Origin of the sequence: Tistrella sp., from assembly GCF_002684955.1 — a bacterium.
GTDB lineage: Bacteria > Pseudomonadota > Alphaproteobacteria > Tistrellales > Tistrellaceae > Tistrella > Tistrella mobilis.
The window spans coordinates 47,466-61,922 of record NZ_NYWI01000021.1; the positions used below are offsets into that span (position 1 = coordinate 47,466).

The window sequence follows — 14,457 nt, forward strand, 5'->3', positions numbered from 1 at the left end:
CGCCCGAAATGGCCGCCTGGCGCGATGCCACCGTCACCGCCATCGACCGGCTGGGCGGAGAGACGGTCTGGGAAATCGGCTGCGGCAGCGGTCTGCTGCTCTGGAAGCTGGCACCGCGCCGCCGCCGCTACCATGCCACCGACTTCTCCGCCGAGGCGATCGCGCATCTGACGGCCGATCTGGCCCGAAGCGGCATCGATCACGTCACGCTGGAGCGCCGCGCCGCCGACGACATGGCCGACCGGCCGGCGGGCCCCTGGGATGCGATCGTCATCAATTCGGTCATCCAGTATTTCCCGGGCGAGGACTATCTGCTGCGGGTGCTGCGCGGCGCGCTCGATGCCATCGCGCCCGACGGCGCGCTCTTTGCCGGCGACATCCGCGCCGCCCATGTCGAGCGCGGTTTCCAGACCTCGATCGCCCTGCATCAGGCCCCCGCCGCCACCCCGGCGGAGGCGCTCTCAGCCCGCATCGCCGATGCGCTGGCGGCCGAGAAAGAGCTGCTGATCGACCCGGCCTGGTTCCTGACCCGCGCCGCGGCCCTGCCCGGTGTGGCGGGGGTGGACATCCGGCTGAAGCGTGGCCGCGACCGCAACGAGATGACCCGCTTCCGCTATGACGTCTCCCTGTTCAAGGGTGCGGCCCGGGCGCCGCTGGTGCCCGACCGGCAGATGACCTGGGCGGACGGCCCCGATTTCCCCGCCCTCTGTGCGCGGGTGGCGGCAGAGGGGGGCCGGATCGAGATCCTGGACCTGCCCAATGCCCGCACGGCCGCCGACATGGCGGCAGCCGACCGGCTGGACGGCCGCCATGCCACGGCGGGCGACATCGCCGCGGCCGCAGCCGAAGCGGCGCAGGATGCCGTGGATCCCGAAACCCTCTGGTCGATCGCCGATGAAGCCGGCGTCGCCCTGCGCATCACCTGGGCCGAGGATCCGGCCCTGATGCATGTGCTGATCGAACCCGCCGCCGCGGCCGAAGATCCGCGCCCGCCGCTCTGGACGCCCTGGCGGTCGATGCCGGCGCGCAGCCCGATCAACGACCCGCTGGCCGCCGGTGCCGACCGGCGCATGATCCGCCGCCTGCGTGACCATCTGCGCCGCCGCCTGCCCGAAGCCCTGGTTCCAGCCGAGATCAGGCTGCTCGACCGGCTCCCGCTCACCCCCAACGGCAAGCTGGATCGGGCCGCGTTGCTGGCACGGCTCGCCACCCGGCAGACCGCCGCCCCCGAGACCACGACCGCCCCCGCCGGCGCCACCGAGGCGACCCTCTCCCGGATCTGGTGCGAAGTGCTGGGCGTGGCCGCCATCGGCCGTCACGAGAATTTCTTCGAGGCCGGCGGCGATTCGATCCTGTCGATCCAGGTCGCCTCCCGCGCCCGCAAGGCCGGGCTGCCGCTCGCCGTCCGCGACCTCTTCGCCCATCAGACCCTGGCGGACCTGGCCGGGGCGCTGGACGCCCGCGCCGAAACCGATGCCGGCCGCGATGCCTGCCTGCCGGTCGACGGCGCCGTACCGCTCACCCCCGTTCAGGCCTGGTTCCTGGACCGGGAACCGGTGGACCCGCATCACTTCAACCAGGCGATCCTGCTGACCCTGCCGGCCGGAACCGAGGACGCGGCCATCCGCGCCGCCATGCGGACCCTTGCCGGCCGCCATGATGCGCTGCGCCTGCGCTTCGCCCCCGATGGCAGCGGCCGGATGATGCAGCAGGCAGGGCCGGTCGAGGGCGCCGCGCTGTTCGAGAGCGTCGACACCCGCGGGGAGGACTGGAGCCCCCATGCCGCCCGGGTGCAGGCGGGGCTCGACCTCGCCCGCGGCCCGCTGCTCAGGGTGGTGCGCTACCGGACCGGTGCTGATGCCGACCGCCTGCTGATCGTCGCCCATCACCTGGTGATCGACGCGGTCTCGTGGCGGCTGCTGCTCGACGAACTGCGCGAGTTGCTGGCGGGGGGCGGCAGCGATCCGGCGCCGGCCCCCTCCTTCACCCGCTGGGCGGCGGCACTGGCCGATCGGGCCGCGCGCGGCGCCTTAGACGACGAGATCCCGCACTGGCAGGCGGTCGCCCGCGCCGCGACCTCGGCCGCGGGCCTGCCGGTCGACGACCCGGCAGCCCCCGATCTGGTCGGGCGCGCCCGCGCCACCCATCGCGCGCTCGACGAGACCCGCACCGACCGGCTGCTGCGCGCCGCCAACCGGGCCCTGCGCACCGAGGCGGCGGAGATCATCACCGCGGCCGTCGCCCGCGCGCTGGCCCGGCTGACGGCCACCGCCCCGGCCACCGCCCCCGGCCCGGTCACCCTGCTGATCGACCGCGAAGGCCATGGCCGCGAGGATCTGGTGCCGGGTCTCGATCCCGCCCGGATCACCGGCTGGTTCACCGCCATTCACCCGGTGGCGCTGATCGTCGATCCGGCCGAGCCGCCCCGGGCCAGCCTCGCCCGGATCAAGGACACGCTCCGCGCCGTGCCGCGCCGGGGCGCCGGCTTCGGCCCGCTCATCCGCGCCGGGCGGATCGAGACCCCGCCACCCGCGCCCGAGATCGCCTTCAACTATCTGGGCCAGGTCGATGCCGCACTCGATGGCGGCGGCCTGCTGGCCGCGGCACCTGAACCGGTCGGGCCGCTGCAAAGCCCGGCGGCGCAGCGCCTGCATGCGCTGACCATCGGTGCCGCGGTGATGGCGGGGCGGCTCCGGGTCGAGATCACCTGGCCCGGCGACCGCATCGCCGCCGCCCGTATGGAGCGGCTGGCCGATGATGTGGTGGCCGAACTCGGCGCCCTGGTCGATGCCTGTATGGCGGCCGATGCCGCCGGGCTGACGCCCTCGGATCTGCCGCTCGCCGGGCTGGATCAGCCGGGCCTCGATGGCCTGCTCGCCCGGCTGCCGATCCCGGCAGAGGCGGTGGAACCCGCCTGGCCGGCAACGGCACTTCAGCACGGCCTGCTGCTGCAGGGCGCGCGCGGCCCGGCCGAGGGGGCGGCGCTCTATGTCGAACAATTCGCCTTCCGCCTGCGCCCGCCCGTCGACACCGGGGCCCTGGCCCGCGCCTGGGATCTGGTCACCGCCCGCCACCAGGCGCTGCGCTCGCTGATCCTGCACGAGGGGCTGGAGCGGCCGCTGGTGGTGGTCGCGCGACACCACAGCCCCGAGATCACGACCTGCGACCATCGGGCGCTTGCACCGGCCGCGGCCGAAGCGGCGCTCGATGCCGCACTTGCCCGCGACCGGGCCACCCGCTTCGATGCCGCCCGGGCCTGCCCCTGGCGCCTGGCCCTGCACCGGTTGCCCGGGGATGCCGGCTCTGATGAAGATGTCGGGGCGGGCGACATCGTGCTGGTCTGGAGCTTCCACCACGCCCTGCTCGACGGCTGGTCGACCTTCCGGGTGCTGGAAGAGGTGCTGGCCGCCTATGCCGCCCTCAGCCGCGGCGCAACGCCGGATCTGGCGCCGGCCGCCCCGCTCGCCCGCTTCGCCGCCTGGCTCGCCGCCCGCGATCCGCTGGCCGAAGAGACCTATTGGCGCGCCGCCCTCGACACCCTGCCCGAACCGCAGCCGCTGCCCGCGGCCCGCCCCGGCGGCACGGCGACGGCGGAACGCCGCCACGTCACCGGCCGCCTGCCGGCCCCGGCGGCGGCACGGATCATAGAGGCCGCCCGGCTGCTGAAGGTGACGCCGGCCACCATCGCCCAGGCCGCCTGGGCGATGGTGCTGGCCCGCCATGGCGACCGCGACGACGTCGTCTTCGGCACCACGGTCTCGGGCCGGCCCGAGGCGGTGGCAGAGGTCGAACGCATGGTCGGCCTGTTCATCAACACCGTCGCCGTGCGCGTGCGGATCGATCCCGCCCGCCGCATCGGCGACTGGCTGGCCGAGCTTCAGGAAAGCCGCCGCGCCGCCACCGCCTTCGAGGCCGCCCCCCTGGGCCTGGTCCAGCGCTGGGCCCTGCCGGGAGAGCAGCGCCGGCCGCTGTTCGAAACCATCCTCGCCTTTGAAAACTACCCGGTCGCCGAGGCGCTGAAGGGCGATGCCGCCACCCCGCCGGTGCTGGATGTCGCCGACACCGTCTATGAGGGCCGCACCGAATATCCGCTGACCGTCACCGTGCTGCCGGGCGACGGCTTCGCGGTCGACATCGCCTATGATCCGGGGCTGGTCGATGCCGGGGCAGCCGACCGGCTGCTCTGCCAGATGCTGACCGCGCTGGCCGGCCTCACCCGGGATCCCCTGGCCCGGCTGGCCACGGTCGACGTGCTGGATGCGGCCGAGCGCCGGCTGATCGCCGACTGGTCTGAGGGCCGCGGCGCGGCGGCGATCGCGGCCGGCTTCGCCGGGGATCCGGCACCGGTTGCCGATGACGACCGGCCATTGCATCTGCGCCTTGCCGACCATGGGGCCGGGGGGCCGGCGCTGATCCATGGCGATCGCCGGCTGGATCGTGTCTGGCTCGACACCGCCGCCCGCCGGGTCGCCGCCCGGCTGGTTGCGGCAGGTGTGGGCAAGGATGATCTCGTCGCCCTGCTGATGCCGCGCTGCCCCGAACTGGTCGCGGCCATGGTCGGCATCCACCTGGCCGGCGGCGCCTATCTGCCGCTCGACCCGGTCTATCCCGATGCCCGCATCGCCGCGGTTCTGGGCCATGCCCGGCCGCGGGCGGTGCTTGCGGATATGGCGGGGCTCGGCCGTCTTCACGACCTGGCCGGCGCCCCGGCGCTGCGGCTGGATGTCGCCGCCGTCACCGGCACCGGCCCCCTGCTCCCCCCGCTGCCCCAACCCGCCGCGGACTGGCGGGATCAGCCCGCCTATGTCATCTACACCTCGGGATCCACCGGCACGCCCAAGGGCGTCGTCGTCACCCTCGGCAATCTCGCCCGGCTGATCGATGCCACCCGGCCCTGGTTCGATTTCGGACCCGGGGACGTCTGGACCCTGTTCCACTCCCCCGCCTTCGACTTCTCGGTCTGGGAGATCTGGGGGCCGCTCGCAACCGGCGGCCGGCTGGTGATCGTCGATCACGACCAGGCCCGCGACCCGGCCGGCTTCCATCGCCTGCTGGCGCATGAAGGCGTGACGGTGCTGAACCAGACGCCGAGCGCCTTCGCAGCCCTCGACGCGGCCGATGCCCTGGCGGCAAGCATCCCGGCCGGCCCGGCACTCGATGCGCTGCGTCTGGTGATCTTCGGCGGCGAGGCCCTGGATGCCGCAAGCCTTGCCGGCTGGTTCGCCCGCCATGGCGACGACCGCCCGGCGCTGGTCAATATGTACGGCATCACCGAAACCACCGTTCATGTCACCCATGCCCGGATCCGCGCGCCCCACGCCGCTGAAACCGGCACGGCGCCGATCGGCGTGCCGATCCCCGATCTCTCCCTGCAACTGCTCGACCATCAGGGGCGCCCGGTGCCGATCGGGGCGGCGGGGGAAATCCATGTCGGCGGCCGCGGCCTCGCCCGCGGCTATCTGGGCCGCGACGATCTGACGGCCGAGCGTTTCATCACCACCGCCGACGGCACCCGGCTCTATCGCAGCGGCGATCTCGGCCGCTGGCGCAGCGATGGCCGGCTCGATCATCTGGGGCGGATCGACGCCCAGGTGAAGATCCGCGGTTTCCGGATCGAACCGGCCGAAATCCGCGCGGCCCTCATCGCCCATCCGGCCATCGCCGATGCCGCGGTGGCGGCCCGTGCCGGCGGCGCGGATGGGGAATTGCGGCTGGTGGCCTGGATCCTGGCCGACGAGGTCCCGGAAGATCTGCGCGACCATCTGAAGGCCCGGCTGCCCGACTGGATGGTCCCCTCCGCGATCATGCCGGTGACGGCGCTGCCGCTCACCCGCAACGGCAAGCTCGACCTTGCCGCCCTGCCCGACCCCTCACCGGTCACCGGCAGCGGCGGTGCAGCGCCCGCCACGGCGACCGAAGCCCGGCTGGCCCGGATCTGGGAAGAGCTGCTGGGCGTGCCGGCACCCGGCCGCCGTGATGATTTCTTCGCCCTCGGCGGCCATTCGCTGCTGCTCGCCCGCCTCGCCCACCGGATCGCGCGGGAATTCGGCGTCACCCTGGACTGGCCGACCCTCTTCGCCGCCACCAGCCTCGAAGCCCAGGCCGACAGGATCGAGGGCCTGGCCGGCAGCGATGGCCTGCCGCCGCTGCGCCCGGTGCCGCGCGACGGCCGGCCGCTGCCGCTGTCGGCCGCCCAGCGCCGGATGCTGTTCCTGAACGAGGCCGCCCCCGGCCCGGCGCACACCATCCCGCTGCTGCTCGGCCTGACCGGCCCTCTCGACCTCGCCCGGCTGCAGGCGGCGATCGACGGGCTCATCGCCCGGCACGAGGCGCTGCGGTCGCGCTTCCCGACCGTGGCCGGCCAGCCGGTCCAGCTGGTGGCGCCCGCGGCACCGCAGCCGCTGGCCGTGGTCGAGCCCGAGGATGCGGCCGAATGGATCCGGGCCGAACTCGCCCGACCCTTCGATCTGGCGAACGAGCCCGCCTTCCGTTGCACCCTGCTGCGGCGTGGGCGGCAGGATCATGTCCTGGTCGCCTGCCTGCACCATGTCGCGGGTGACGGCTGGTCGGTCGGTCTGCTGGCGCGCGATCTGGGCGCGCTCTATCAGGGCGATACCGACCTGCCGCCGGTGGTGATCGGATCGGCCGATCTGGGTGCCGCCGAGGCCGATCCCCGGCGGATGGCGGCGGTGGATGCGGCGCTGGACCGGCGCGCCACGGCCCTGGCCGGGCTGCCGGTGCTGGACCTGCCGACCGACCGGCCCAGACCCGACATCCGTCGCGGCCTGGGCGCCTGCCACGGGTTCACCCTGCCCGCCACCCTGGCAGAGGCGGCCCGCAGCCTTGCCACCGCCCGGGGCACGACGACCGCCGTGGTGCTGGCGGCGGCCCAGGCGGCCCTGCTCGGCGGCCTTGCCCAGGCCGACCGCTTCGCCATCGGTCTGCCGGCCGCAGAACGCCTGGCGCCCGAGACCGCCGAGACCGTCGGCCTGCTGGTCGAAACCCTGGTGCTGGCGGTGGATCTCGGCCAGGTCAGCGGGGCCGGGCTGATCGACCGGCTGGCGGCCGGGATGCGCGCCGCGCTGGCCGCGCGGCCGCTGCCGCTCGACCGGCTGATCGACCGGCTGGCGCCGCCGCGCGATCCGGCGCGCACGCCGGTCTTCCAGACCATGTTCGGCCATGAACGTCTGGCCGCCCACGGGCTCGACATGGGCCCCGATCTGGCCGCAGAGCTGCTGCCGGCACCCATGGCCGGCGCCCGCACCGATCTCACCCTGATCCTGACCGACCGTGCGGATGGCGGGCTGGACGGGTTGATCGAATACGACACCGACCTGTTCGAAGCGGCAACCATCGACCGCCTGGCCACCGGCTATGCCCGGCTGCTGGCCGCCCTGATCGCGGCGCCCGACCGGCCGGTCGCGCAGCTGCCGATCGGCGACCCGGCCCCGGCCGCCCCCGCATCGGGCCCGCGGCCTGCCGGCCCGGCTGCGGCGTTCCGCGCCGTCGTGGCGGCCCGCCCGCAGGCGATCGCCATCAGCCATGCCGACGGCACCCGGATCGGCTATGCCGATCTGCTCGACCGCGCCGACAGGCTCGCCCGCGGGCTGACAGCCCGGGGGCTCCGCCCCGGCGCCCATGTCGGGCTCTATGCCGAACGCTCGGTCGAAAGCATCGTGGCGACGCTCGCGATCATGCTGGCGGGCGCCGCCTATGTGCCGATCGATCCCGCCTATCCGGCCGAGCGTCAGGCGATCATCGCCCGGGATGGCGGGCTGGAGGCGCTGATCCTGCCCCGAACCGCCCCCCTGCCCGACTGGGCGGCCGGCCTTGGACAGATCGTTCGGATCGGCCCGGATGGCCGGGTCGATCAGCATGGCACCCCTGCACCCGCGCCCGACGGACCGGTATCGCCGGAGGCCGTGGCCTATCTGATGTTCACCTCGGGCTCCACCGGCCGGCCCAAGCCGATTGCGGTGCCCTGGCGGGCGGTGATGGCCCGTGCGATCGCCGGCGGCTATGCCACGATCGGGCCCGAGACGGTGATCCCGCACATCTCCAACCCGTCCTTCGACGCGGCGACCTTCGAAATCTGGGGGGCGCTGCTCAACGGTGCCCGGCTGCATCTGGTCGATCAGCCGGTGCTGGCCGATCCGGCCCGGCTGGCCGATGAACTGACGCAAGCCGGCGTCACTCTCGTCTTCCTGACCACCGCCCTGTTCAACCGCATCGCCGAGCGTGCCCCCCAGGCCTTTGCCGGCATCGGGCGGGTGCTGACCGGCGGCGAGGCGATGCAGATGCGCTGGATCCGGGCGGCGGCGGCCGCCTGTCCCGCCACCCGCTTCGCCAATATCTACGGCCCCACCGAGACCACGACCTTCGCCACCGTCTTCGACATCGACGATGTGGCGATCGATGCCGCCCCGATCGGCCGGCCGATCGCCGACACCACCGCGCAGATTCTGGACCGCCATCTCCGGCCGCTGCCCGATGGCGTGCCCGGGGAACTCTGCCTGGGCGGCGCCGGCCTTGCCCATGGCTATCCGGGCGATCCGGTGCGCACGGCGCTGGCCTTCGTGCCCGACCCGTTCGCCACCACCCCGGGGGCGCGTCTCTACCGCACCGGCGACCGGGTGGTGCGCGATGCCCGAGGCAGGCTCCGCTATCTGGGCCGCCGCGACGGCCAGATCAAGCTGCGCGGCCATCGCATCGAGCCCGGAGAAATCGCCGCCGCGGCGCAGACCGTTCCGGGCGTGGCCCAGGCCCATGCGATGCTGCGCCGGGACGACGACACGCCCCGGCTGGTGCTCTACGCAACCGGCACCGCCACCCCGGAGGCAGTTGCAACCGCCCTCCGCGGCCTCCTGCCGCGCTGGATGGTGCCCTCGGCGGTGCTGGTGCTCGACAGCCTGCCGGTCACCGCCAACGGCAAGATCGACACCGCCCGTCTGCTGGCACCGCCGCCGGCCGCAGCGGCCCCCGTGGCGGCGACCGGTGACGGCACCATCGACCGGCTGGCGGCGATCTGGGCCGCCCTGCTCGGCCATCGCACGTTCGGGCCGGCCGACAACTTCTTCGATGTCGGCGGCCATTCGCTGCTGCTGGTCGATCTGCGTGCCCGCATCGCCGAGGGGCTGGGGGTGACCCTGGCCATGACCGACTTCTTCGCCGCCCCGACCCTGGCCGATCTGGCCCGGCGGATCGACGAGGGCGCGATGCCGACGGCACCCGCCCGGCCGGGCGCCGCCGCCGATCGCCTGGACGGCCGCAGCCGTCTTGCCGCCCGCCGCCGCAGACCCTGAACCCCGATCCGAAGGCCCCTGCCGATGATCCCCGCCGACGACCACAGCATGACCAATGCCGGGACCGCGCCGTCGCCCACCGACATCGCGATCATCGGCATGGCCTGTCGCGTGCCCGGCGCCGACGGGCCCGAGGCGCTGGCGCAGCTGCTGGCCGAGGGGCGCGAGGGCATCGCCGATCTGCCTGCCGATGACGGCATCGACGATCCGCGCTGGGTGCGGCGCAAGGGGCTGCTGGCCGATCCCTTCGGTTTCGATGCCGGGCTGTTCGGCCATGCCCCGCGAGAGGCGGCGCTGATCGACCCGCAGGCGCGGCTGCTGCTGGAACTGGCCTGGGAAGCGCTGGAACGCGCCGGCCAGCCCCCCCGGGCGACCGAGGGCCAGGGCCGCACCGCCGTCTATGCCGGCGCCGGCATCAGCACCTATCTGCTGACCCATCTGCTCAACAATCCCGCGGCGGCCGATCTCGCCACACCCTTCGAGGCAGTGCTCGCCAATTCAGGCGACAGCCTGGTGACGCGCATCGCCTATGAACTGGATCTGCGCGGCCCGGCGGTGGACGTTCAGACCGCCTGTTCGACCTCGCTGGTGGCGGTGCATCTGGCGGTGCAGGCGCTGATTGCCGGCGAATGCCGGATGGCGCTGGCCGGCGGCGCCTCGATCGACCTGCCGGCACCTGCGGGCTATTGGTACGCCCCCGGCATGATCCTGAGCCCCGACGGCCGTTGCCGGGCCTTCGCGGCCGATGCCGCCGGCACCGTGCCCGCCTCGGGCGGCGGCATGGTGGTGCTGAAGCGGCTGGTCGATGCGCTGGAGGATGGCGACCATATCCATGCGGTGATCCGCGGCTCTGCCACCAACAACGACGGAGCCGCCCGGATCGGCTTCACCGCCCCGGGTGTCGAGGGCCAGGCCGAGGTGATCGCCGAGGCGCTGACGCTGGCCGGTATCGCGCCCGAGCAGATCGGCCTGATCGAGGCCCATGGCACCGGCACCCCCATCGGCGACCCGATCGAGGTTCAGGCGCTCACCCGCGCCTTCGGGCCCGAGGTGCCGCGCGGGCAGTGCCTGCTGGGCTCGATCAAGAGCAATCTGGGCCATCTGAACGCGGCGGCCGGCGTGGTCGGCCTGATCAAGGCGGTGATGGCGGTGGAGGCCGGCATGGTGCCGCCCACCCTGCATGCGGACCAGCCCAACCCGGCCCTCGACCTCGCCGCCACGCCTTTCCGGCTGGCGACCGCCCTCAGCCCCTGGCCGGCGATCCCCGGGCCGCGGCGCGCGGGCGTCAGCTCCTTCGGCATGGGCGGCAGCAATGCCCATGTGGTGATCGAACAGGCCCCGCCGCCCCCCGTGCGCCCGGCCGCCCCGGCCCGGCTGCTGTGCTTCGCGGCGGCGACCGCCACCGCACTCGACCGCATGAGCACGGCCCCGATCCCGGCGACGGCCGATGCCGGCTTCACCCTGCTTGCCGGCCGGGCACGTCTGCCGCATCGGCGGGTGCTGCTGTGGCTGCCGGATGGCGGGATGGAGACGATCGACGGTCAGGCCCCCGACCAGCCGGTGACCGTGGCGCTCGCCCGCCCCGATGCCGCCGTCGCCGCCGGTCTGGCGGCCCTTGGCCTGGACCTCAGCCCCGATGGCATGTTGATGCTGGAGGTCGAGGGCCGCGACGAAACCGCGCTCCTCCGCGCCGTCGCCCGCGCCTGGACGCAGGGTGCCGACATCGATGCCGTCCGGCTCTACGGCCCCGGCCGCCGCCGGCTGCCGCTGCCCGGCTATCCGTTCGAACATGGCCATCACGAGATCCCGCGCCCCGCCGCCATGCCGACCGCGGCCGATCCGCTGGCCCTGCCGCCCAGGCTGGCCGATCCGGCCGACTGGTTCTGGCTGCCGGTCAGTCGCGAAATCCCGCCGCCTTCGGTCGAGGCCGAGGCGGCGGATGCCGCCATCACCGGCCCGGTGCTGATCCTGGCCGACGCGCTGGGGGTGAGCGCGATCCTGGCCGATCGGCTGCGGGCGGCCGGCCACGGCGTCACCCTGGTCACGCCCGGCAGCGCGTTCGCCGCGGCGGGGCCGGGCCGTTTCACCCTGGATCCCGCGGATCCGGGCCAGTTCCGCAGCCTGGTCGCAGCGCTCCAGGCCGAGCCGCGCACCATCCTTCATGCCTGGGCGCTGGAGGGGGCCGAAGCGCCCGCCGCCGGGGTCGAGACCATCGCCGCGGTGCAGAGCCGGGGGCTGCATGCCCTGCTCCACCTGCTTCAGGCCCTGGGCAGCCCGGGCACGGGGCCCGAACGCCGGCTGCTGGTGGCGGCCGACCGGCTGCTGCCGGTGACGGACAATGATCTCCGGCCCGATCACGCGCCGCTGCTGGGGGCCGCCAAGATCGTTTCGCAGGAATACGACCGCATCCTCTGCCGGATGGTCGATCCCGGCACCGCCGCGCCGGTGCGGCTGGCCGATATCCTTCTGGCCGAGCTGACCGAGGGAGCGGAGGCGCCGCGCGTGACCAGCTGGCGCGGCGGCCGGCGCTTCGTCGGCGAAGAAGCCCCCCGGCGGTTGACCGGGGATGGTCGGGCGCGGTTCGTGCCGGGCGGGGTAACGGTGATCACCGGCGGGCTGGGCGGCATGGGCCTCGCCTTCGCCGAAGAGGTGGCGGAGCTTGCCCCGGGCGGGGCGCTGGTGCTGATCGGCCGGTCGGTCTTCCCCGACCCCGAAGACTGGGAGGACTGGCTGGTCGAGAATGGCGAGACCGGCCGCATCGCCCGCAGCATCCGGCGCCTGCAGGCGATCATCGCCCGCGGCACGAGGCTGATGGTGGCGACCGCCGACGTGGCCGATGCCGGTGCGGTCGAGGCGGTTCTGGCCGAGGCGCGCCGCCGCTTCGGGCCGATCACCGCCCTGCTGCACACCGCGGGCCTCGCCGATTATGAAGGCGTGATCCACGGCCGCCCGCGGGAGCGCACCGACCGGGTGATGGCCGCCAAGCTTCAGGGCACGCTGGTGCTCGACCAGGCAACGCGGAACGATCCGCTGACCCTGTTCCTGCTCTGCTCCTCGCTCGGCACCGTGCTCTATCATGTGAAGTTCGGCCAGGTCGGCTATGCGGCGGCGAACGAGTTCATCGACGCCTTCGCCCGGGCGCGGGCCGCCGACCCTGCCCGCCCCGGCGCCACGGTCGCGATCCGCTGGTCGGACTGGCGCGACAGCGGCATGTCGGTGGCGGCGCTCGCCCGCTGGGCGGAGCGCACCGGCATCGACGAGAGCGACTATATCTCGGACGGTCTGACCGATCTGGAAGGCCGGCTGGCCATGCGCCGCGCCGCAGGCCAGGCGGCGCCGCTGATCGGGGTGTCGCAGCACGACCTGCGGATGCTGGTTGCCCAGGATCCCCTGCGCGCCCGGGCCTTTCTGGCCGAGACCGACCGCGCCCATGCCCGGCCGGCGCTGGCGCAGGATTACGTGGCGCCGCGCACCGCGGCAGAGCGCGAGGTGGCGCGGATCTGGCAGCGGCTGCTGGGCATCGACCGGGTGGGCGCGCTGGATGATTTCTATGATCTGGGCGGCCATTCCCTGCTGGCCACGCAGGTTCTGTCGCGGATCACCGAGCGGCTGAAGGTCGAGGTGCCGCTGGATGCCTTCCTGGACGATCCGACGGTGGAGGCGCTGGCAGGGCTGGTGGATGCGGCCGAGGCCGCCCGCGCCGCGACGGCCACCGCCGCCGCCGGCAGCCTGCCGGCCGAGACCTCTGGCGATGACGGCCCGATCCCCCATGCCGGCCGGCCGGAAACCGGGCTGCCGCTGTCTTTCGCCCAGGCGCGCTGCTGGTTCCTGGACCAGATGGAGCCGGGCAGCGCCGGATATAACATGCCGATGGCGCTGGAGGTGGCGGGGCCGCTGGACCGGGCAGCCCTGGCACGGAGCATCGACCTGATCCTGGCCCGGCACGAGGGGCTGCGGACGCTGTGTGTCGTGCGGGATGGAGAACCACGCCAGATCGTGGTGCCAGCACGCGCAGGCATTCTTGATGTCCGCGCGGCGGCCGAGCCTTCGGGCATGCAGGCCCTGGCCGAGGCCGAAGCCCGCAGACCCTTTGATCTGACGCGCGATATCCCCTTCCGCGCGGCGCTGGTGCCGGTGGGGCCGGCGCGGCATCTGCTGCTGGTGACCATGCACCACATCGCATCCGACGGCTGGTCGATGGGGGTGTTCCTGGACGAGCTGGCGCGGTTCTATGCCGGCTTTGCCGCGGGCCAGGTGCCGGCCCCGGCACCGCTGCCGGTGCAGATGCCGGATGTGGCGGCCTGGCAGCGGCAGCGCTATGCCGGCGGCCGGCTGGAGGCGCTGACCGGCTGGTGGCGCGACCGGCTGGCGGGGCTGCCCGATCTGGTGCTGCCGACCGACCGGCCGCGGCCGCCCGTGCGCAGCGATGCCGGCGGGCTGATCGCGGTGCCGCTGGACCCTGCGGCGCTGGCCCGGCTGCGGGCGCTGGGGCGGGCGGAGCGGGCGAGCCCGTTCATGGTGCTGCTGGCGATCTTCCGCCACCTGCTGGGCCGCTATTCGGGGCAGGAGGATTTCGCGGTCGGCACGCCGGTCGCGGCCCGGTCCCGGCCCGAGCTGGAGCCGCTGATCGGCTTTTTCGCCAACACGCTGGCCATCCGCAGCCGCATACCTTCAGATGCAAGCCTGCGCCGGGCGGTGGCGATCGTGCGCGAGGATGCCGGCCAGGCCTTCGCCCGCCAGGACCTGCCCTTCGACCGACTGGTGGAAGAGCTGGGCATCGCCCGCGACCCCGGGCGCAACCCCGTATTCCAGGTGCTGTTCGTGCTGCAGAATGCCGGCCGGGCAACCCCGCGGGTGGCGGGGCTGGAGCTGACGCCGCTGGAGGCGGATACCGCCACCGCGAAGTTCGACCTGACGCTGTCGGTGGTGCCGGCCCCCGTGACGGAGGGGGCCGAGGCCGAGGATTGCAAACAGGCGTTGTTCGAATTCGCCACCGACCTGTTCGATCCAGCCGGAATCGAGATGATGGGAGCATGCTTCGCCGAACTGGTCATGCGACTTTCGGTTGAAGCCGACGCGCCGATGTCGTCCATTGCGCTGACTGCCGCAGGGATGGCGGCCGCAGCCGATGACGACGGCTGGTGAGGGAGGGAGG

The 14,457-nt window shown here is 73.7% G+C and carries 2 protein-coding genes; both read left to right on the plus strand.

Annotated elements, in window-relative coordinates; genetic code table 11:
- Positions 1-8: 8 nt before the first annotated feature.
- Positions 9-9,302 carry a non-ribosomal peptide synthetase gene (locus CMO28_RS05835; RefSeq protein WP_322111298.1) on the plus strand — a complete coding sequence of 3,098 codons (9,294 nt, stop codon included), beginning with the start codon at positions 9-11 and terminating at the stop codon, positions 9,300-9,302.
- Positions 9,303-9,326: 24 nt separating this feature from the next.
- On the plus strand, positions 9,327-14,447 hold the full coding sequence (locus CMO28_RS05840) for a condensation domain-containing protein (protein ID WP_296711005.1): 5,121 nt from the start codon (positions 9,327-9,329) through the stop codon (positions 14,445-14,447).
- Positions 14,448-14,457: the final 10 nt, after the last annotated feature.